This window comes from Pontibacter silvestris (assembly GCF_020907275.1).
Taxonomy (GTDB): Bacteria; Bacteroidota; Bacteroidia; order Cytophagales; family Hymenobacteraceae; genus Pontibacter; species Pontibacter silvestris.
The window spans coordinates 66,930-87,036 of record NZ_JAJJWI010000021.1 but is presented as its reverse complement, the minus strand read 5'-3'; the positions used below and the strand labels follow the sequence as shown (position 1 = coordinate 87,036).

The following is a 20,107-nucleotide window of genomic DNA, read 5'->3' as shown; positions in this document are numbered from 1 at the left end:
TGCATCTAAATCGCAACTCGAGTTATTTAAAATTAAAAAGGCAAACTGCACTATGAACAGTTTGCCTTTTTAATGTTTTACGTAATTTAAACAGTCGCCCATCTACTATTGGTTTGGTTTAACAAAGCTGGAGCTACTCGCCTGTTGGCCTCTTTCTCCGCACGGTAAAATTGTTGGTATTCCTCTTCGCCTAGCTCTTCTCGTAATGCAATATGGAACTTGGCCATTTCTGGATACAACAGGTTTCTTTCCCTTCGTTCCTCCGGATTGTTTCTGTTATAATCATAAAAGCTTTTCATAAGTATTAATTTATTGATTTATAATATGTTGCGAAATTTAACATACTCTTATAAATCATAAATTGTTGTGTTCAAAGCAATTATATTTTCACATACTAGCTTCAGCATCAGCATGTTCCCTTAAAAAGTGTATCCTTATACTAACAATCAGCCTGTTATCCCTAAAATTGTATCTCAATAAAATAGTTAACACTTTTTTCGGCAGTGTTATTGAGACATCAGCAAGGAAACAAAAAGCCCAACCGCTTTGGCTGGGCTAAATTGCACAATATTTATTTTTATTTTAAACTCAATACTTCTATTCCCTGTTCAAAAACAATATCAACAGGAATATTGGCACGGCTCAAGCGGTCAAGATCAGACTGCAACTGTGGGCTTACAAGGCCCTGCTCATCTAACAGTTTGCCTACACCAGCATAATCGCCATTACCCTGTAGGGTTAATATAAGCTCTGACAGCTTATTCATGGCTTCACTCATTTTTACGTAGTTCACCCGATATTTGCCTGTCTGCTGGTCGCGCTCAAAAGCACCATTTTGCCTGAAAAAATTAAAACGCACCATATTGGCTTTACCATGTGCACTGGCCGCACCAAAGCGCACAGACCTAAAGATACCAGCCAGAAAAGTAGTGTAATAATCTTCCAAGCTACCTTCTACTTCACCTTTCTCGTGCAGCTGTGTAATCATATACAGCCCCAGAATGTCAGCCTTACCCTCTTCCAAGGCAGAAGCATGTTCCTTTAAGGCCTCACGCACAGTTCCCTTTCCATTGATTGTATTTTTAATACCTAAACCATGTGCCACTTCATGGAACATAGTGGTGGCAAAAAACGCATCAAAAGTTACATGTCGCTGCTGGTCCTCCACAATCAACTCATCGGCAATAGGCTCCATTATCTTGTCGAATTTAGCACGCATGGCATTCTTGAGTTGCAGGCGACGAGTACCTTTCTTCAACTGCACTTCCTCATCGTTCGGCAGATTAATGGCTATGGTTTTACTCCCTGCGTTACAATCTCCTGCATAGTATACCACATCATAAGCGTTAAGATCTGCATCAGATCCAGGCATTTCTTTCTTGTAAGCCGCTGCAACCGGTAGCCCCCGCTGTAGCTCTGGCAAAAAGGAAGCATATTTCTCCAAACGCTTACTCCAATCCATATCTTTGATAAGCACATATGTCTCATGGGCTGCTTTGTAACCGAACAGCTTATCTTCATATGTTTCTATCGGACCGATTACCACATCAATCGTATTATTCTTCATATCCATCCAAGCCAGATCACTTGGTTGGTAATTATCCGTCAGCAAGGCCTGTGCACGCAGGTTAAGGTACCTTTTTAAGCCAGCATCATCAGCCAGATTAGCCGCCTGCTTTAAGAGCCCTGCTGCACGTTCCACCTCATCTTTGAACTGAATATGGTACGGCACCGTTATTAGCTTTCCATTTTCATCACGACGTAGAAAAGTGTATTGGCTGGTTTTATCAGGTAAGTTCGCCTGCTCAAACTCTTCCTTTGTCATATCATGCGGATAAAAATTAGCAGCATCAGGCTTTGGCCCTACTCCCTCTATAAAGGGCTCGTTATCATTCAGGCGGTCCCAAGGACCATAATTTATTTTTACAAACTGTTTTGCGGCATCACTGCTCAAAGCTGATAAAAGAGAGTCGCTTTTGCCGTAGGCTTCATACCAGAATAGCTTATCCATTACCTGTCCTGCTTCTATCAGTAACGGAATCATCTTTTTCTCACTTTCACTCAATGCACTGAGGTCAGAAGTAAGTCGCACAGAAGTATACATATCTAACTTATGCTGGATATCATCATCCGATTGCACAGCTTCTGCAGTGTTGTTATTGGCTTCTTCTGTTGTTTTGCTGGTACAGCCAAAAGCTGCTACTGCTATAGCAGAAGCAAATAATAGGTGGCGTGGCTTCATAATATAGATAAGTTTGTTCTAAGCTTGAAGATAGTGAATTAGGAGGAAGAGATAAAGGAAACTTACAATGCCTCCCTTGCACCTCTGCTTTACAAACAGTAGGTATACCAAAGCTACATGCCAGGGATGGAGTCGTGACTTTGTCATGTTTTGGCAGGTAAGATTGGCAGAGTTATTTTATAATCGTACTTCATTTAGCTTGTTGTTTCGACAAACACACAGGAGTGGTATCCTTCACGTGCCTGCTCATTATTTTTATTTTAGAATTCTACGAACAACAGCAGCTAGCAACATTGGTAACTAAATATTACTTCAACAGCCTTCTAAATATTAGAAAAGGACAAATATAACAGCTGCACGAAAGCCTATACTACTATAACAAGAGCAGACACAAAGCACCATCCACACGACCTTAACAGGCTATATATCAGTATATAATCATTATATATGACTTATCAAATAATATTGAAAAATAAATCATATTAACTTGTTACTATACTTAAACAAAGTATATTTTTGATTTAAAAATATACTTTATGAAAAAACTTTTTACCCTTGTTTTCTTTTTATCAGTATTGCATTCTTTTGCACAAACGAGTTATTTCCCAGATGAAGTAACATCAGACACCTTACAGTCTTTACCTGCGTCAGCCGAGTTTCAGGAGACGGCTTTACCGGACACGATCCAAAAAGATGTTTTCAGAAAGAACATTGTTAAAATTAACCTTTCTTCGCTGGCCCTAGAAAACTACAGCTTAAGCTATGAACGCTCCCTTACCCGAAAAATAACCTTTGTTGCCGGCTACAGTTTTATGCCTAAGACTGAGGTGGCCTCTGTCTTTTTAGTAGAAAAAGTAACAGACAAGTTTATGGATGAAGATGATGAAACAATAGAGTACATGAACTTAGCCACTGTAGCTAGCAACAGCCTTACTGGTGAAGTCAGGTTTTATACCGGGAAGCATCCTGGAGCACGTGGCTTTTACCTCTCGCTGTACGGGCGTTACATGAATGCCAAAGCTGCATACCTTTACGATTATGAAGCTTACGACCAAACCTATACTCTTCCCTTTGATGGGACTATAAAAGGGTTCGGAGGCGGACTAATGATCGGTGCTCAATGGTTAATTGCTAAAAGAGTGACTTTCGATTGGTACATACTTGGCGCCCATTATGGTAAAACGCAAGTTAGCATGCCAGTTCTCGCGGATTTAAGCCTTATGACATCGGAGGATAAAGATGCCTTGAAAGAAGAAATAGAATCTATAAATGACCATTTGAACGGCAAAGCTAGTCTTGAAGCTACTGTTTCAGATCGTGGAGTAAACCTAAAAGGGGATGCCCCCTTTGCAGGAATCAGAGGCTTAGGCTTTACTTTAGGCGTTGCATTTTAAGTCTCCAACACATTTAATAAAAAACCCTCCGGGTTTCAACCGGAGGGTTTTTTATTAAATGTATCTGAATTTCAGAACATGTATTTGTTGAATAAGAGAGTAAAGCAACTAACCCTCAGACTAGAACAACCCAAATAACTCTCGTTGAATCTTCTCAATAATAGCCCCTAAATCCTCCGGGTTTGTTACAAAGTCCATGTTATTCACATCAATTACCAGTTGCTTACCCTGGTCGTAGCTGCTCATCCAGGAGTTATAATGCTCATTTAAGTTACGAAGGTAGTTTATGCTGATGCTGCTTTCATAGTCTCTGTTTCGCTTTTCTATTTGCCCAATAAGCTTTGGCAGGTCTGCCTTCAGGTAAATCATCAGGTCCGGTGCTTTCACCATACTGATCATAGACTGAAAAAGAGAAAAGTAATTTTCGTAATCGCGGGTGCTCATTAAACCAGACTGGTGCAGGTTCTTAGCAAATATAAAAGCATCTTCGTAAATGGTGCGATCCTGAATTACGTCGTGCTTAGCTGCTTGTATCTGCTGCACCTGGGTAAAACGGCTGTTCAGAAAAAACACCTGTAAGTGAAAAGCCCATCGCTCCATATCCTCGTAAAAATCTTTCAGGTAAGGATTATTATCTACAGCCTCCAGGTAAAGATCCCAATTGAAATGTTGGGCCAGTTTAGTGGCCAGAGTAGTTTTGCCGGCACCTATGTTGCCAACTATTGCAATATGCATGGTAATTAATAAATGGTTTTGGTAAAAGCCGGGTACAAAAGTAGAGTTTTTTAGCCAATTGCCCTGCCCGAGTTATAGACAAATGGTTACCACTTATCAACACACCTATGTTGATACATAAAAAGTAGCCTTAACCCTTACCTCTGCGCCTCGTAAGTTTATGTAAGAACTAAACAATTGAAAGCTATGACAAAAGGACATAATAAAGGAGAAGACAAATTAAGCAGACCAGAAGCTGAAAACAGACAGGAAAAAGACAACGGCCAAAACCGTCACCTGAGCGATCAGCAAAAGAAAAAGGGGCCGCAAGGCAGACACCCGAACGAAGATCCATCAGGAGGCACAAAAGGTTCAAATGCCATCTAAAGTACAAAGCTCCAGTTACTTGCTTAGAAGTAGCCGGAGCTTTATACTTTTATCAAACTTAGAACATTTTAAAACTATGCAAAAGCATTATAAGTTTTAACTGTTTACTATTTAGAGTGTGTTTTACGAAGGGCCTCAAACTCTACCTGTAATGCTGCAATTTTAATTTTGTCACCATTCGTCAGGTTATCCATCACCTGCGATTTTCTCGAATTCAACTCCCCATATACAAACTCAGCATATTTCCAGTCTAAAGCTGTCCAGTTACGGCGGTACTCCCGTGTGTACTCCATCAACGACATATAAGCATCGCGTAGGTTAGCTGATTTGATACGGGAAATTTGGGTAGTACCTGTCATATCCTTCTCCCACCGCTCCAGTTTATGACCGTCCAGGTCTACTGTTTCAGCTTCATTTTCCTCTTCCCACTCGTTATATTTACTCTTTAGTTCTTTGTACTCTTCCTTTGACTTATCAGAAAGCTTACTGGCATTCCGGTCCAGGCTACTTGTTAGCTCCTTGTACTCACGCTTTACATTCGGCCATTCTTCACGAACTTTATTATCTGCTATGTTAGACTTTTCACGCATCCAGGTGCGTAAATTAGCTAAGTCCTGCTCTACCTGCGACTGTGTTTGTGCATTAGCACCAAAAACTACTGCCATAAATGACAATAACAGCATCCATCCTTTCATTTTTTTCATAATCTCTATACGTGATGTTAATATGTTAACTACAACTTATCCAAACTTATAAATATTATGCCAGAGTTATATTATCCTTTTTCAAACATTCTGGCTACGCTTAAAACGCCTTATAACAAAGCTTTACAAAAACATAAACTGTATTACACAAAAATTGCACTATCTTTTACAAATAACCTTCGTTAATAAGTCATAACAAGCACGTGAGCTTGGTGGTAATTTTACCCGTGCACTCAGCGTTAAAGCGCATCAGAAATACTAAAGACAACTTCGTATGAGTAGTAACCACAGAAGTAGTTTTCATGAAAGTGTTGTTTCTATCACGAACAATGATGGCATTATTCTGAGTGCTGATAAATTTCCGTTTAAAACAACCGTTAGCCTCAGGCCTCTTATTAAATATTGGGAAAACAAAATAAAAACAGACCCAAGCTGCAATATAGCAAGAGTTCAGCAGCTCTCCGAACTGCTGCGTAAAACGCCTGCTTTGCTGGAACCTATCACTGATATAAACCTTATTGAGGAACACATTGATACTGTAGATATATTAATGGAAGACATTTTCCCGAACGCACTTTGGGAAAACGATCTAAAAGCTGCCGTAGCACCGTTTCATTTCGATAGCTTCTATTCCACGCCTCGCCTGCAGGAACTGCATCTGCTTGGTGAAGATTATGCTGATAAGCTAAACGTTGACTATAAAACCTTACTTTTCCGCCTGACGCTCTCTGCCTATACCTTAATACTGGAGAAGTTCTACAACGCCAACTTTATGGTAGATGAGCCTTTCATATTTACCATGAAAGACAAGTTTACAGAGCTTGAGCGCCACTATAAGCTTGATGTTGATCTGAAGTTTATGGAGGTAAAAGCCAGGGGAGAGTTAAAAGAGCTTAGTGTTCAGGAAATAAACTTTCTGATAAACAGGTATAACGACCTAGACTTATGGATGCTAAAGCTACCCCCAGAGAACTTCGAATTTACAGGCTTTTCTATCTACGATTTTACAGATGTTACCAATGAAGAAACCATATCGTCGCTACGATATAGCCTGCTGGATAGAGATTCTGTAAGTACGAAAGAAGGCTTTCAAGCTCTTCAGCAAAAACTGCGCGTCTTGTTTCAGCTCCCTGGCATCAGGCTTGGATTAGCTACTTGCCCAGCTTTACAGGAATTTGATACCACGTATGCCCGGAAAATATGGAATGGCCTTATCCTGACCCAGGACTGTGACATCAAGCTACAAGACATACAAGGCTCTATTTATGAACCTGTCATTAAAAAAGGGCATACCATTGTCATAGAAGATCTGCAGGTGTTCCCTAATCCAACTCCTATAGAAAAGCAGTTGTTAGCAACAGGTATGCGCAATATGATTGTTGCTCCGCTAGAGTACGAGGGCAGCACCATTGGTTTACTGGAACTCGCCTCACCTATACCAGGTGAACTGAATGCGTTTACAACAATAAAACTAAAGGATATACTGCCGCTGTTTGCACTTGCCATGAACCGCGGGTTAGATGAGTTGCGCAGCAGTATTCAGAACATCATCAAGGAAAAATATACAGCCATTCACCCCATTGTGGAATGGCGCTTTACTCAGGCAGCTATAAACCTGCTGGAGAAAATAGAGCGAAACGTTAGCTCTGAAATAGAGCCTATTGTTTTCAAAGATATTTATCCCTTGTATGGGGCTTCAGATATCAGAAGCTCAGCAGTAGAACGCAATAAGTCTATACAAAGCGATTTATTGGAACAACTGGTGTTGGCAAAAGAAGTGGTGCTCGCTGCGAAAAACAACATGTCGCTTTCTATTCTGGATGAACTACTTTTTAAGATTGATAAATACTCCCAAAGTATCGTGCATGAACTAGCCTCTGACGACGAAGGGAATGTGCTTGAGTTTCTACGGAATGAAATTGAACCGTTATTTAAGCACTTCTCTTCCAAAGATCCGGCAACACTACCTGCTATTCAGGCGTATCGCTTTGCCATTAATAACCCTTACAAGATGGTTTACAACAAGCGCAGAGACTATGAAGAAAGTGTTTACCTGATCAACGAGACTATATCCTCATTCCTGGAACGTGAGGAAGAAAAGGCACAACAGATATTTCCGCACTATTTCGAGAAGTACAAGACAGATGGGCTGGAATATAACATATACATTGGCGCCTCCTTACTGAACGACGGTAATTTTGAGATGATTTACCTAAAGAACATGCGCCTGTGGCAACTGATGCTCAGTTGCGAAATAGCCCGCCGTATTCAAAAGCTACGTGCAAACCTAAAGCTACCACTTGAGATTACGCAGCTCATATTAGTTCACAGCGACTCTTTGTCTATCCGTTTCAGGTTAGATGAGAAGAAGTTTGATGTAGACGGAGCCAACAACATCCGTTACGAAATAATCAAAAAACGTCTTGATAAAGCTTTCATCAAGGGTACAGAAGAGCGTCTGACGCAGCCTGGGAAAATAGCTATAGTGTATACACAGCAAAAAGAGGTGATAGAATATATGCGCTATGTAGAGTTTCTACAGTCAGAAGGTTATATTAAAGAAGAAATTGAACACCTTGAGCTAGAGGAGATGCAAGGGGTACAAGGCCTGAAAGCACTACGTGTTTCTGTTAATTATAAAAAAGAGCTTCGGCATAATATAGATGCCGGAGACGAGCTTTTGAGCATTGCTCAAAGCGCAAGCCTGAATTAGATTACTCCTTCTCTTTTCTGACTCTGCCCTACTTTTTCTATACTTCTATACACATAAAAATACCTTACGTTCACCAATGTTTAAAGCAGGCTATCTGAATAAGTGCAATTATTTTACTTTTCTTTCCGTTATTCGCTAAACTATTACGCAATAATAAAACCTAAAGTACAATTCTATTCAACTTTTAGCCCAATGAATTTGAAAAACAGACTAATGCATGCCATGCTTGCATTCAGTGTAGTGGCATTCAGCTCCTGCGAAAAGAATGATGATCTTGAAGTAGCACAACCTGAACTTACGCAAGGCTCCATTTCCCACATTATGGCAGACTCTGTAGAAGTTACTTCTTTCAACTACCAAGGCAATCTCCTAAGCCAATCTAACCACTACAACAAAGAGACTGGAGAGGTAGAGACTTATGATTTGTTTGAGTATAACTCTAACGGACAACTCACCAAAGCTTCCTCCTACTCCGGCAGCAACAATGCATTACTCTCAGAACAAGACTATACCTATAATGAAAGCGGCTTACTTACCAAGAGTAATTCAAGCTACTATAACGGCAGCAGTCTAGTTTATAGTTCTTATGCTACTTATGCATATAATGCTGATAATAAACTGGAACAGAAGTCGGTATATGAAGTAGAGGAAAGTAAAGAGGGAGAGGAAGAATCCAAGCTAAAGTCTTACACTACATTTGAGACGCTTCCGAACGGCAACTATGGCACAGAGCAACAGTTTGTAATGGATGCAAACAACGAAGCCAAGCTTTTCTCTACAACAACCTACACCTACGACTCTAACATTAATCCTCTCTACAGTTATTCAGAGCCGGGTACTGCCATTAGCCCTAATAATGTAGTTGCTTCTACAGTAGAAGTACATGGTATTAACAAAACATATAATTATACTTTTTCTTATATGTATGATGAGCGTGGTTATCCTGTAAGCCAGACTACGACAGCTGCTGATGGCAAAAGTGAAACATACACTTATTTGTACAGCAACTAGTTTAATATTAAAGCTTAGATACAGCAAACCGGCTCCGGATAATATTCGGGGCCGGTTTTGTTTGGTACTCTTTTATCAGACTCCATCAGAATCCACTCGTAGATAGCCTTAATTTCAGTATATTTGTTCAAAACTACTATCCGATGACTATGGCTAAAACTAAAATCACTGTAAATAACAATGGCTCTCTACGTGTAGAGGGTGATTTCGAGATTGTTGACAAAAACGGCAACACATATGGTTTAGGCGGCAGAGAATTAGTTTCCCTTTGTCGTTGCGGTCTCTCTAAAAACAAGCCTTTCTGCGACGGAGCACATAAAGGGCACCTGGAACATGAGGCCGTTGCGTTCGATCTTCCTCCCAAAAAATAAAATAGCATTGCTTTATGGCAGAGCGTCTTATAACAATTGCGACTTTTAATGAGCTTACTGAAGCACATATAATAAAAGGACGCCTGGAGGCAGAAGGTATCCTTTGCTTTTTAGGTGATGAACATATTGTGGGGGTGCAACCCTTTTACTCCGTGGCAGTAGGAGGCGTAAAGCTTAAAGTACCAGAGCAAGATGTAGAGGAAGCTCGTGCCATTCTTACGCATATTAAAGAAAGCAATAACCTCTTTGTTGTTGAGGACTCGGAAGAAGAGGAAACCCAGGAAGAAAGCGTACAGGCAAAGAAATGCCTTAACTGTGGCTCAGACAATATTTCAGAGGGGAAGCATAGTAATTCACTGTTTAGCTTTTTACCTTTTGCCAACAGTAAGAACAAGTACAAGTGCTTTAACTGTGGCTTTCAATGGAAGCAGGAATAAGACCTTTATTTAAAGCGGGAGCCTGGTTTTGAACATACCAGGCTCCCGCTTTACTTTCACTCCTTAACCAGCCATAGCTCCTATTACTCACTTACCTTTAGCACTATCTTGCCAAACTGCTTACTTTCATCCATGTGGCGAAAGGCCTGTTCTGCTTCTTTTAGAGGTAACACCTTATCAACTATAGGCTTTATCTTCTTCTCATTGATAAATTTAACCATGCTGGCAAAATCTATAGCCGTACCCATGGTAGAGCCAATTATTGAAATCTGCTTCCAGAAAATTTCTGAGGGGTTAAGCTCTCTAATAGTACCTGCCGTACGACCATAAATACCAATACGCCCCCCCGGATTCGCCAGCTTTATTAGTTGCGCAAATCCCTCTCCTCCTGCTGAGTCAATCATCACATCGAAACCACCAGCTTTATTCCTGAGCTCATTTGCCCAGTTTTCGGTTTTATAGTTAACACCACCTTTAGCCCCTAGATCTCTGGCTTTTTCTATTTTCTCTTCTGAACCAGAGGTCACCCACACCTGGGCACCAGTAGCCAAAGCAAATTGCACAGCAAACTGTGCCACGCCACCACCTGCTCCTGTAACCAATACCCGCTCTCCCTGTTGTAACTGACACTGGGTAAACAGGGCACGATATGCCGTTACGCCACCTAAGGGTATGGCAGCAGCCTCCTCAAAGCTCAGGTGATCTGGCTTCTCATGCAGTTGGTCTGCACGTACCTTAACATATTCGGCAAACGTACCTGCCTGAGGCATGCCTAATATGTTGAATTCTTTACCTTGTGCCCGTGGGTTATCTCCCCAATCACTGGATGGATCTATGATTACTTCTTTCCCTAACCAGCTTTCTTCGACTCCTTCCCCTAGCTCGGCCACTACACCGGCTCCGTCAGAACCAGGTATGGCAGGCACTTTTATACTAGCATATTGCCCATGCTGAATCCAGACATCGCGGTGGTTAAGGGCGGCTGCTTTTACTTGTACCAACACTTCTCCTTTACCTGCGGATGGCTTGTCCTTATCTATTACTTTAACAGGTTGCCCTATATCTTCTAAAGAAACTGCTTTCATGGTGTATATTTAGGTTGAGTAGTATTTGTTAATCTATAACTTTTAGCAAACACAGCAATTGTTTTCTACCTGCCAGCTCTTATCTTTAAACTTCATGTATAACTAAGCTATATGAACTATACCTTACGAGAAGCCAGACTGTCTGATATACCAACCATAAATTTACTAGCAGAAAAGATCTGGGAACCCACCTACCGTGAGGTCCTCACAAAGGAACAGATTGATTACATGTTTGAGGTAATTTATACTCCTGAGGCTTTACAACAACAAATGCAGGAGGGGCAAACTTTCCTACTACTATTTGAAGACGAACAGGCTATCGGCTTTGCAGCTTTCTCTGTAAAAGATCTGCAAGAGAAAGTATACAAGCTGAACAAGATATACCTCCTGCCAAATAAACAAGGTAAAGGATTCGGGAAACTAATGATAACAAGCGTAGAGGAAAAGGTAAAAGCCCTGGGAGCAGCGGTTCTTGACCTAAATGTAAACCGCTATAATAAGGCAAAGCAGTTTTATGAGAACTGCGGCTATCAGGAACACATGCAGGAAGACATTCCCATTGGACCTTACTGGATGAATGATTATGTCATGCGGAAAGTACTCTAGGGGTCATAAATAAAAAGGAGGCTGCCAAACGGCAACCTCCTAGTCTCTAATCAACCTTACTTTAAACTTTAATAACAAACAACTATCTATGTGCAATTGGGTCTGCCTTCCCGTCCGGGTCAGCAGTTACGTAACCACTTGTCGTGATGTTACCTAACAACAGCAAACCTGCCACGTGCGGCGATGCCATTGACGTACCGCTTATCGTGTTATAGCCACTATTCATCCAGGTTGATTTAATGCTTACGCCTGGTGCACAATAATCCACAGGAGGATTGCCGTAGTTAGAGAAGTAAGCAAACTTATCGTTGCTGTCCATCGCCGAAACAGTGTAAACATTCGCATGATTCACACGAGCCGGAGAAGAATTATTCGCATCTGTACTTTCATTACCTGCAGCCAGTGCAAACTTAATCCCTTTATTGGCAGCATTAAGAATAGCATCATCCAAGGCCTGAGAAACAGGTCCACCCAAGCTCATGTTAGCCACATCACCAGACTTACCGTTGGCTGCCACATAATCTACACCAGCTATTACGCCTGAGTAAGCGCCACTACCCTGCGAGTTAAGCACCTTAACTGCTACTACTGTCGCATTGTAGGCAACGCCCAACACACCTGTTGTGTTATTCTTGGCAGCGATAGTACCTGCCACATGAGAACCGTGACCGTTACCATCATCGGCATTTCTGGCATCCTTACCACTGGTGATAAAGCTTTTGCTTTTATTTCTGTCAACATTTAAGTCAGGATGATCCAGGTCTACGCCTGTATCAATAACCCAGGCTGTTTTGCCGGCACCGCTTGCATAGCCTACACGGGCAATACCATAAGGCACTTCCTGCGTAGATGCAGTGCTTCCTCCTCCCTGACCAGGTTTAGCTAATGTTACTATTCTGTCTGGCTCCACGTAAGCCACTCGTGAATCTGTGCGCAGGCTCTGTACTTCTACATCTGTTAGTTTGGCTGCTACTCCTAGCACTGCTTTACCATAGGCTTGCTCTATGGCAACATCTTTCACGCCATTTGCCATTAACAGTTCTGCGCCAATTTGTCGAACAGCTTCTACACGCTCTGCATAGGTAGCAGTAGCATCTAAACGCATGTTGCCATCTTGTTTAAATACCACTATATACTGACCCGGAATCACGGCTCCGTTATCACTACTTATTTGCAAAGCTTCCAGTGGCGCCACACTGTCTTCAGCCTCATTATTACAGGCAGTAAAGGTACAGGCCGCCGTTGTTACAGCAGCACCAAACAGAATAGAACGCATTAAATTGTGAACTCGTAAAGTTTGTTTCATACGTGTTAAAATAGATTATATGTGAAATAGGAATTAAGAAGATATAGTTATATCCTATCCTAAAGTAGAATATAACTAACATATAGACAAGCAATTCAGCTTATTTATTTATCCACATTTTAAACAGTAACAGGTAACTTCTACCATGGACCTTATGTTATATACTCACTAAATCTAAGGGATCATCAACAAAGCTTCCAGAACAAACAGATCTGACTAGTACTAAGGCAGCAGCTTTTAATTGGACAGTAACAGCTATATGGTCTTAGGTTAACAACAGATAACTAAACTATATATTATTAGTAAATTACAATATATTAAAATTACTTATAAAACACTTTCTAAAAAACGAATGGCTTAATTGAGCAGAAAATGTTAGTTTAGAATTTGGCAATACTCATTTAACATGAAAAGAAGATATTTTTCTACTCCTCTCCTACGCATGCTACTACTAACAGGCAGCCTGCTCCCCTTTGCATCCTGTAACCAAACGACAGAGCCAGCCGCTGTAGAAGAAACCCCAACAGAAGTTGCAGCAGACACCACAATGCAGGAAGAGGGCACTATGCAAATAGCTGAAGAAGCAGAAGACTCTATTCAGCTAAGGCCTTTAGCTTATGAAGAAGTCGTGGATTCACTTACTGCTTATGGAAAAGAGAACCCTGAAGCGCATGCTATTATCAGTACCCGATTTGGTGACATGAAAGTGCACCTGTTTAAAGACACACCGCTTCACCGGGCTAACTTTGTGCGTTTAAGCAAGGCTGGCTTTTACGACCAGGGAGAATTTTATAGGGTAATAGAAGGCTTTGTGATACAGGGAGGCGACTCTGATGAGCGCACAGCCAAACAAGGTGCCTACAAAATTCCTCAGGAATTTAACAGAAAGTACTACCACAAGAAAGGGGCATTAGCGGCTTCCCGTTTTGGAGATGCACGTAACCCGGAAAAAGAATCATCGTCGCACAATTTTTATATTGTACATGGCAAGCCGCATGAAGATTATGTGCTTGATATTTATGAGAAAGAGCACAACATGAAATACACACCTGAGCAGCGCAGAATTTACAAAACAATAGGAGGCGCTCCTAACCTAGATACAGAATACACGGTTTTTGGTGAGGTAGTGGAAGGTTTAAATATTATAGACAGCATTGCTAACGAACCTGTCGACAGGCAGGATTGGCCTTTAGAGATTGTACCGCATAAAATTAAGGTGTACTAGCCTGATGATGCTTTAACCAACAAAGAAGCACTGCCATCTGGCAGTGCTTCTTTGTTGGTTAAAGTCTGTCTGATTAGTTACCAGATCTTCACTCTGTTCTCATCAGAACGAACCATTTTATCACTGTTGTCACACCCAAAGGCTTCGTAGAACTGCGGCATATTAGAAACAGGTCCGTTTGTTCTGAACTGCCCTGGTGAATGTGGGTCTGTCAATATCTGTTGGTTCTGAGCTTCATCACGAGCATTGATGCGCCAGATCTGCGCCCAGGCCAGGAAGAAACGCTGCTCTGGCGTAAACCCATCAATTTTGCCAGGATTTTTATTAGCTAAAGCTTTCTGCAGTGCTGTGTAAGCAATGTTAAGCCCTCCTATATCTGCTATATTCTCACCTAAGGTTAACTTACCATTGACATGCAGGTTATCTAGCACCGTATATTGGTTATACTGATCAGCAACGGCATTGGCTCTGGTTTTGAACTGCTCCTGATCTGCCTCTGACCACCAGTTCTTAAGGTTACCCTCAGCATCATACTGCGCTCCCTGGTCATCAAAACCATGCGTCATTTCGTGGCCGATTACAGCCCCCATACCACCATAGTTCACAGCATCATCCGCATTAGGGTCAAAGAACGGAGGCTGCAGGATACCAGCAGGAAACACAATCTCGTTCATAGACGGGTTGTAATACGCATTTACTGTAGGCGGAGACATAAACCACTCCTGGCGGTCTACCGGCTGTCCTATTTTGCCAATGTTATCCTGAAAGGCATATTGGCTGGCACGCATAACGTTAGCTGCATAAGACTCACGGTTAATGTTAAGACCTTCGTAATCCTCCCATTTATCAGGGTATCCAATCTTAACAGCAAAAGCTTCCAGTTTTCCCAGTGCTCTTTGTTTTGTCTCTTCGCTCATCCATTCCAGGCCTTGCACATGGTCTCTGAAAGACTCCTGCAGGTTATGCACCATCTCTAGGGCTTTTGCTTTTGCCTCTGGCGAAAAAGTTTTCTGTACGTAAAGCTGGCCTAATGCTTCACCTAAAGCAGCATCTGAGGCACGCAGAACACGTTTCCAGCGCGGTTGCATCTCTTTGGTACCACTTAGCACTTTGCCATAGAAGTTAAAGTTCTCCTGTACAAGGTCCTGGCTTAAGTAAGGTGCAGAGGTACGAATCAGGTGCCATTGCGTGTACGTTTTCCAATCGTTAAGCAGAACAGATTTAAGCATACTATTCAGTTCCTTGAAAAAAGCTGGCTGACCAATGATAATTTCTTTTGCTGCCTGTGCGCCCATGCCTGTTAAAAGCCGGTTTACTTTCAGGTTTTCATTTTGTTTTGCAAACTCCTGAATAGTCATCTTGTTGTAGTTAGCGTAAGGATCTCGCAAATCGGCACGCGCTTTAGAAGCCTTTGCTAACCTTGTTTCGATGTTCATTATGGTCTGCGCCTTCTTAAGTGCAGTCGCAGCATCATCACCCAATAACTGGAACATATTCTGCACATGCTTCACATATTCTGTGCGTATGTTTTTAGAACGATCATCATCTTTTAGGTAATAATCACGGTCAGGCAAGCTAAGACCTCCTTGACCTGCCTGCAAGGCATATTGGGTGCTTATTTTATCATCCTGCGACACATACATGCTAAAGAACCCGCTAATACCTTTTGTCTTCAGGTCAGCTACAGTACTTACCAGTTCATCTGTTGTTTTAACAGCAGCAATTTTATCCAGTTCTGGCTTAACAGGAGTGATACCAGCATTATTAGCGGCTACAGAATCCATACCTGCCGCATAAAAGTCGCCGATCAACTGGTTCGCCGATCCTTTAGGCGCAGTTGCACTAGAGGCTGCCTCCATCAGAATCTCGCGAAGAACGGCATTGTTTCTTTCTGCTAACTCATTAAAAGAGCTCCAACGGCTTTCAGACGCAGGAATAGGGTTATTCTTTATCCAGCCTCCGTTGGCGTACTGATAAAAGTTTTCGCACGGATTTACAGTAGTATTCAGGTTCGCCAGCTCTATCCCTTGCCCAATACTTGCTTCGGCTGTGGCAGCTGCACCGCTCTCATTTGTTGTAGAGGAGCTACAGCCTGTTAACAACAGTGCAGCAAGAGCAGCCGAATAAGATAGTACATCTTTTTTTCTCATATAAGTTTATATTAATCGGAATGAAGGCAGTAAATTATAAAATTTAGGTTTGAGAATCAAAACTGCAGGAGCAGCAGTTAAACACAGACACTACAAAAGACGTACATCTGCGTTTAGAGCAGAACTACATTAATCGAGTGCTGCTGTGCGATATTATACTGTATAAAAATTACTTTCTTAAAAGCCACTTATACACCTGTACTAACCGTTGTTGGGCAACACCTAGTTTGTACAGACCATAGATAAGAAAATAACCACCTTGTATTTTATAAACACCATGCTGCTGATACTTTCTGGCAGAAGTGGTCACGTAGTATGGCATAACTCTAAACCGCGCAAACTTTCTTAACCTTTTGACAATTTCCTGGTCTTCCAGTAACAGTAACTGCTCATTAAAGCCATTTACGCTCTCAAAGATTGCACGGCGCACAAATAAGCTTTGGTCTCCGAATCGGATTGCATCTACATCAAACCTGGTAAACCAGGCATTTAACTGCAGGAACCAATGAGGAAAATCGAACCTTAACCTGTAACTACCACTGCCATACCCTTGCTGCACAACTTCCAGTATCTGCCTTTCAAAGTCTGTCGGAGGAAATGTATCTGCATGAAGAAAGTACAGCACATTGCCTGTAGCAGCAGCAGCACCCTGGTTCATCTGAGTCCCTCTGCCCTTCCGCTTACAAGGCAGCACACGCACACCTAACTTAACCGCAATAGCCTGAGTAGCATCCGAGCTACCTCCGTCTGCCACAATCACCTCGGCACTACGACTAGTGTGCTGTAAGAGGTACTGCAGCAGCTTGCCTATTACTGCCGCTTCATTATAAGTGGGTATAACAATGCTTAACACTAAGTTCGGGTGAGCTGTATCCAAGATATCTAATTTTAGTTGTGAACCATGCCCCTGCTTTACTGCCTACCCATACGGACAAAAGCTTAAAAGTTTGGCTCAGGAAGGTTAAGCCCCTTAAACTCTCTATTTCTGTGCTTATAAACTTACCGAATATTAAACTTATTTTTTGGGCTTATTGTTAAATTAACCCTTATCTAAAAGCATTTAATTTTAGTAGTAGTGATAATAAAAGAATTAAGCTCATCAACAGGAAAGCCCTATCTTATTATTGAATACAACCAGAAAAACAACTGGATCTATAATAACTGGGATGGATATGTTACCAAGGAAAGTGTAGTAACAGGTTCTTTGGCTGTTTTGAAAGCTTTTGAGTCCTATCATACTCCTTATGGCTTAAACGACAACAGTAATTTGGTTGGCCGTTGGGATCATGCCATTACATGGATTGAAGAAGTGTGGATGCCTCGGGCCGCAGCTGCAGGGCTACGTTATTACGCCCACGTAGTTGATAAGGAATCATTTGCAGCAGCCTCATCTGAGGAGATGATAAAAAGAACCAAACGGTTTTTTCAAATGTGTAGTTTCGATAACATTACGGATGCACAAGCCTGGCTTAAAGAATGCCAGAAAGCTGTTAAGGAAGCGAACTAAGAACTTCATCACAGCTTCTTCAAGTACCATTATTCTCCATCTATCCAACGTACTACGCTTTACATTTTAATGAACATGACTGGATTCCTTCCACCTGAGAATCATAATTTTATGAACATCTCTCATATTGCGCCTTTCTCTACCCAGGAAACATATAAATATGAAGCAGTACTTAACTATTTAGCTGAGAACCTGTCAAACATGTCCCCTCTTTAACCTTGAGACAGGCCTGCAATATAGCCTTGTAAAGAAGAACTTATACAACTACCTTTGATAGTGGCCACACCAGCCATTAGCATACCTAAATATGAAACTCAAAGAATTGAAGTCTGCGACGGGAAAAACTTTCCTGAGAATAGGCTTCGACACGCAAAACCAATGGGTTCATGCTGACTGGCATGGCTACCCTACCCCAGATAATGTGGCTACTGGCGCTATAGCTTACCTGAACAGTATGAAGGAGCACGACTGCCATAGCGTCCTAAATGATAACCGGAACCTTGTAGGTCCTTGGGATCAGTCTCTGGATTGGCTGGAAAAAGAATGGATACCTTATGCTGTTCGCTCAGGCCTGAAGCACTTTGCTCATGTCGGAGATAACCATTCTTTTTCGACAAACTCTGCCTCTAACTTCAAAACCAGAATTAAAGGCGCTTTTGAGATGGAGATTTTTGATGATGTTGAAAAGGCTAAGGCCTGGCTTAAAGCAAATAATGTATTACAAGTTTTCTGATAATATACCAGTTTAGAATCAGTCATCATTATTAACATATAGCAATAGCAAATCCGGCTGTTGCCTGTACACCTAAGCTGTAGCAAACCGTACACCTAACACATGAGCAAAGGATTTAACATACCAGACAAAGTAATTTATGTCTGCACTGGCAGTAAGTGCAAAAAGAAAGGCGGCAAGGACCTAAGCAAACTTTTTAGGGGCATGATTAAAGAGATGGGACTGAAAGAACAGATAGAGGTAATAAAAACAGATTGCACAGACCGCTGCGACTATGCACCTGTGGTTAGTATGCAACCCGAAAACTATTGGATACAGCAAACTACGGAAACCAAAGCAAAAGAAGCCTTTCAGGAAAATATCTTAAACAAGCAATAAAACAAAACGCCTTCGGAGAATATCTGAAGGCGTTTTTCAATTTAAAGCAAGTTGTTTTTAATCTTCATAAGTGTCTTCGTAAGTGATTTTAGGAACACGCTTGTCTATTTCATACAGACCAGTTCCTTCTTCACCAATCACTTCGAACAGTTCCAGCGCACGACGTGCGACATACTCTTCCTCAATCTGCTCTTTCAGGAACCACTGCAGGAATGAGAAAGTAACATAGTCTTTTGCTTTCATGCACTTATCTGCAATACGATTGAAAGACTGTGTTACAGAAATTTCCTGTTGCAGTGCCTGCTCAAAAGTGCTTCTAAATGAGTCAAACTCTATCTGAACATTTGTGACAGATGGCGATACAGCACGGCCGCCCATATCAGATACAAACTTAAATAAACGCAGCATATGTTCACGTTCTTCGTCTGACTGCTTTTTAAAATAACCGGCACTGAAATCAAATCCGTTGCGATCGCACCAGCTAGACATAGCTAAGTACATAGCCGATGCCTCGGCTTCCATTTTTATCTGGTCGTTTAGGACTTTTTCTATTTCCTCCGTAAGGGAAGTCCTAAGCCTAAGTAAATCCTTCATAATATAGGGTGTTTCTTTATGTCTTAAATTCAAAGAAAAGCCTGCTGACAAACTTTCCCTTATTTCATACCGCTAGTCTACACAATTTGTTGTTAACTAGCTATTGCCGGGAAAAATATGGAAATGGTCTAAATAAAAAAGCACAGCGTTCGGCTGTGCTTTCAATACTGTAAGTAACAAGTTTCACACCTCTTTGTATCAGGCAGCTTGCAGGTGCAGGCACTGGTAGAGCATACTATTCAGTTCCATTGAGAACCTGGCTCCTGCTAACAGCTCCCGTAAAGCATATAGCTCCATAAGTGTAAGCACATAGCAACGCTCACAGCCACAAACAGTCACTATTTCAAAATCAGAAGATCGCTCCGTATTCGCAGCCATTGCTTCCAGATCAATGCTATCAATGGCGTGCTTGAGCCTTAAAAATGCATCGACTTTAAGTACAGCAATTTCTCCGGCAAAATGTACCAATACACGATTCCGATGGTCGCATTGGTAAACTGCCCCTGCGTTGGTAGCGTAAATTTCTAATAATTCAGTAGCAATTTGCATC

Annotated in this window: 21 protein-coding genes; 11 read left to right on the top strand and 10 right to left on the bottom strand. The window is 41.6% G+C overall.

From position 1 onward, the window contains the following. Positions 1 to 86: 86 nt before the first annotated feature. Positions 87 to 299, bottom strand: a complete 213-nt coding sequence (locus tag LN995_RS17360; RefSeq protein ID WP_229962355.1) for a hypothetical protein — start codon at positions 297 to 299, stop codon at positions 87 to 89. 278 nt (positions 300 to 577) lie between these two features. Continuing rightward, positions 578 to 2,242, bottom strand: a complete 1,665-nt coding sequence (locus LN995_RS17355) for a dipeptidyl-peptidase 3 family protein (RefSeq protein ID WP_229962354.1) — start codon at positions 2,240 to 2,242, stop codon at positions 578 to 580. A gap of 536 nt (positions 2,243 to 2,778) precedes the next feature. Here LN995_RS17355 and LN995_RS17350 point away from each other — a divergent pair. Next, complete coding sequence (locus LN995_RS17350; RefSeq protein WP_229962353.1) at positions 2,779 to 3,636, top strand: DUF3575 domain-containing protein; 858 nt, start codon at positions 2,779 to 2,781, stop codon at positions 3,634 to 3,636. 120 nt (positions 3,637 to 3,756) lie between these two features. On the opposite strand, the gene LN995_RS17345 is transcribed toward LN995_RS17350, so the two are convergent. Then, the gene (locus tag LN995_RS17345) at positions 3,757 to 4,371 is read right to left on the bottom strand and encodes a deoxynucleoside kinase (RefSeq protein WP_229962352.1); all 615 of its coding nucleotides are present in this window, start codon (positions 4,369 to 4,371) and stop codon (positions 3,757 to 3,759) included. A 186-nt stretch (positions 4,372 to 4,557) separates the two neighbouring features. Here LN995_RS17345 and LN995_RS17340 point away from each other — a divergent pair, with 186 nt between their 5' ends. Continuing rightward, a complete protein-coding gene (locus tag LN995_RS17340) occupies positions 4,558 to 4,737 on the top strand; it encodes a hypothetical protein (RefSeq protein ID WP_229962351.1) in 180 nt (59 codons plus the stop codon). Between the two features lie 107 nt (positions 4,738 to 4,844). Here LN995_RS17340 and LN995_RS17335 read toward each other — a convergent pair whose 3' ends face one another. Continuing rightward, a complete protein-coding gene (locus LN995_RS17335) occupies positions 4,845 to 5,441 on the bottom strand; it encodes a hypothetical protein (protein ID WP_229962350.1) in 597 nt (198 codons plus the stop codon). A 274-nt stretch (positions 5,442 to 5,715) separates the two neighbouring features. Here LN995_RS17335 and LN995_RS17330 point away from each other — a divergent pair, with 274 nt between their 5' ends. The 4 genes from LN995_RS17330 (at position 5,716) to LN995_RS17315 (ending at position 9,973) form a co-directional block, all read left to right on the top strand. Further along, complete coding sequence (locus LN995_RS17330; protein WP_229962349.1) at positions 5,716 to 8,154, top strand: GAF domain-containing protein; 2,439 nt, start codon at positions 5,716 to 5,718, stop codon at positions 8,152 to 8,154. A gap of 198 nt (positions 8,155 to 8,352) precedes the next feature. Then, complete coding sequence (locus tag LN995_RS17325; RefSeq protein WP_229962348.1) at positions 8,353 to 9,165, top strand: hypothetical protein; 813 nt, start codon at positions 8,353 to 8,355, stop codon at positions 9,163 to 9,165. Positions 9,166 to 9,314: 149 nt separating this feature from the next. Beyond that, positions 9,315 to 9,536, top strand: coding sequence for a CDGSH iron-sulfur domain-containing protein (locus tag LN995_RS17320; RefSeq protein WP_229962347.1), 222 nt, complete (start codon positions 9,315 to 9,317; stop codon positions 9,534 to 9,536). A 14-nt stretch (positions 9,537 to 9,550) separates the two neighbouring features. Next, positions 9,551 to 9,973, top strand: a complete 423-nt coding sequence (locus LN995_RS17315) for a putative signal transducing protein (RefSeq protein WP_229962346.1) — start codon at positions 9,551 to 9,553, stop codon at positions 9,971 to 9,973. A gap of 83 nt (positions 9,974 to 10,056) precedes the next feature. On the opposite strand, the gene LN995_RS17310 is transcribed toward LN995_RS17315, so the two are convergent. Next, a complete protein-coding gene (locus LN995_RS17310; RefSeq protein ID WP_229962345.1) occupies positions 10,057 to 11,058 on the bottom strand; it encodes a quinone oxidoreductase family protein in 1,002 nt (333 codons plus the stop codon). Between the two features lie 111 nt (positions 11,059 to 11,169). Between LN995_RS17310 and LN995_RS17305 the strand changes: the two genes are divergently transcribed. Beyond that, positions 11,170 to 11,664 carry a GNAT family N-acetyltransferase gene (locus LN995_RS17305; protein ID WP_229962344.1) on the top strand — a complete coding sequence of 165 codons (495 nt, stop codon included), beginning with the start codon at positions 11,170 to 11,172 and terminating at the stop codon, positions 11,662 to 11,664. 82 nt (positions 11,665 to 11,746) lie between these two features. On the opposite strand, the gene LN995_RS17300 is transcribed toward LN995_RS17305, so the two are convergent. Then, positions 11,747 to 12,970: a S8 family peptidase gene (locus LN995_RS17300; protein ID WP_229962343.1), complete on the bottom strand. Its 1,224-nt coding sequence runs from the start codon at positions 12,968 to 12,970 to the stop codon at positions 11,747 to 11,749. 406 nt (positions 12,971 to 13,376) lie between these two features. Between LN995_RS17300 and LN995_RS17295 the strand changes: the two genes are divergently transcribed. Continuing rightward, entirely contained in the window at positions 13,377 to 14,195 is an 819-nt protein-coding gene (locus LN995_RS17295) for a peptidylprolyl isomerase (RefSeq protein ID WP_229962342.1), read from the top strand. A 77-nt stretch (positions 14,196 to 14,272) separates the two neighbouring features. On the opposite strand, the gene LN995_RS17290 is transcribed toward LN995_RS17295, so the two are convergent. Together LN995_RS17290 and LN995_RS17285 are read right to left on the bottom strand one after the other, a co-directional pair. After that, complete coding sequence (locus tag LN995_RS17290; protein WP_229962341.1) at positions 14,273 to 16,345, bottom strand: M13 family metallopeptidase; 2,073 nt, start codon at positions 16,343 to 16,345, stop codon at positions 14,273 to 14,275. A gap of 169 nt (positions 16,346 to 16,514) precedes the next feature. Next, positions 16,515 to 17,222, bottom strand: coding sequence for a TIGR04283 family arsenosugar biosynthesis glycosyltransferase (locus LN995_RS17285; RefSeq protein ID WP_229962340.1), 708 nt, complete (start codon positions 17,220 to 17,222; stop codon positions 16,515 to 16,517). Positions 17,223 to 17,420: 198 nt separating this feature from the next. Here LN995_RS17285 and LN995_RS17280 point away from each other — a divergent pair, with 198 nt between their 5' ends. The 3 genes from LN995_RS17280 (at position 17,421) to LN995_RS17270 (ending at position 18,963) form a co-directional block, all read left to right on the top strand. Continuing rightward, a complete protein-coding gene (locus tag LN995_RS17280) occupies positions 17,421 to 17,852 on the top strand; it encodes a hypothetical protein (protein ID WP_229962339.1) in 432 nt (143 codons plus the stop codon). Positions 17,853 to 18,159: 307 nt separating this feature from the next. Further along, complete coding sequence (locus tag LN995_RS17275) at positions 18,160 to 18,585, top strand: STAS/SEC14 domain-containing protein (RefSeq protein ID WP_229962338.1); 426 nt, start codon at positions 18,160 to 18,162, stop codon at positions 18,583 to 18,585. A gap of 102 nt (positions 18,586 to 18,687) precedes the next feature. After that, positions 18,688 to 18,963 carry a (2Fe-2S) ferredoxin domain-containing protein gene (locus LN995_RS17270; protein WP_229962337.1) on the top strand — a complete coding sequence of 92 codons (276 nt, stop codon included), beginning with the start codon at positions 18,688 to 18,690 and terminating at the stop codon, positions 18,961 to 18,963. 57 nt (positions 18,964 to 19,020) lie between these two features. Here LN995_RS17270 and LN995_RS17265 read toward each other — a convergent pair whose 3' ends face one another. Continuing rightward, entirely contained in the window at positions 19,021 to 19,557 is a 537-nt protein-coding gene (locus tag LN995_RS17265; protein ID WP_229962336.1) for a ferritin, read from the bottom strand. Positions 19,558 to 19,755: 198 nt separating this feature from the next. After that, positions 19,756 to 20,106, bottom strand: a complete 351-nt coding sequence (locus LN995_RS17260; RefSeq protein ID WP_229962335.1) for a hypothetical protein — start codon at positions 20,104 to 20,106, stop codon at positions 19,756 to 19,758. Between the last annotated feature and the right edge of the window lies 1 nt (position 20,107).

What these genes read in the sequence shown, in the direction of transcription:
- LN995_RS17360 (WP_229962355.1), bottom strand. Translation starts at nt 299, where the DNA reads ATGAAAAGCTTTTATGATTATAACAGAAACAATCCGGAGGAACGAAGG.
- LN995_RS17355 (WP_229962354.1), bottom strand. Translation starts at nt 2,242, where the DNA reads ATGAAGCCACGCCACCTATTATTTGCTTCTGCTATAGCAGTAGCAGCT.
- LN995_RS17350 (WP_229962353.1), top strand. Translation starts at nt 2,779, where the DNA reads ATGAAAAAACTTTTTACCCTTGTTTTCTTTTTATCAGTATTGCATTCT.
- LN995_RS17345 (WP_229962352.1), bottom strand. Translation starts at nt 4,371, where the DNA reads ATGCATATTGCAATAGTTGGCAACATAGGTGCCGGCAAAACTACTCTG.
- LN995_RS17340 (WP_229962351.1), top strand. Translation starts at nt 4,558, where the DNA reads ATGACAAAAGGACATAATAAAGGAGAAGACAAATTAAGCAGACCAGAA.
- LN995_RS17335 (WP_229962350.1), bottom strand. Translation starts at nt 5,441, where the DNA reads ATGAAAAAAATGAAAGGATGGATGCTGTTATTGTCATTTATGGCAGTA.
- LN995_RS17330 (WP_229962349.1), top strand. Translation starts at nt 5,716, where the DNA reads ATGAGTAGTAACCACAGAAGTAGTTTTCATGAAAGTGTTGTTTCTATC.
- LN995_RS17320 (WP_229962347.1), top strand. Translation starts at nt 9,315, where the DNA reads ATGGCTAAAACTAAAATCACTGTAAATAACAATGGCTCTCTACGTGTA.
- LN995_RS17315 (WP_229962346.1), top strand. Translation starts at nt 9,551, where the DNA reads ATGGCAGAGCGTCTTATAACAATTGCGACTTTTAATGAGCTTACTGAA.
- LN995_RS17310 (WP_229962345.1), bottom strand. Translation starts at nt 11,058, where the DNA reads ATGAAAGCAGTTTCTTTAGAAGATATAGGGCAACCTGTTAAAGTAATA.
- LN995_RS17305 (WP_229962344.1), top strand. Translation starts at nt 11,170, where the DNA reads ATGAACTATACCTTACGAGAAGCCAGACTGTCTGATATACCAACCATA.
- LN995_RS17300 (WP_229962343.1), bottom strand. Translation starts at nt 12,970, where the DNA reads ATGAAACAAACTTTACGAGTTCACAATTTAATGCGTTCTATTCTGTTT.
- LN995_RS17295 (WP_229962342.1), top strand. Translation starts at nt 13,377, where the DNA reads ATGAAAAGAAGATATTTTTCTACTCCTCTCCTACGCATGCTACTACTA.
- LN995_RS17290 (WP_229962341.1), bottom strand. Translation starts at nt 16,345, where the DNA reads ATGAGAAAAAAAGATGTACTATCTTATTCGGCTGCTCTTGCTGCACTG.
- LN995_RS17275 (WP_229962338.1), top strand. Translation starts at nt 18,160, where the DNA reads ATGAAACTCAAAGAATTGAAGTCTGCGACGGGAAAAACTTTCCTGAGA.
- LN995_RS17270 (WP_229962337.1), top strand. Translation starts at nt 18,688, where the DNA reads ATGAGCAAAGGATTTAACATACCAGACAAAGTAATTTATGTCTGCACT.
- LN995_RS17265 (WP_229962336.1), bottom strand. Translation starts at nt 19,557, where the DNA reads ATGAAGGATTTACTTAGGCTTAGGACTTCCCTTACGGAGGAAATAGAA.
- LN995_RS17260 (WP_229962335.1), bottom strand. Translation starts at nt 20,106, where the DNA reads ATGCAAATTGCTACTGAATTATTAGAAATTTACGCTACCAACGCAGGG.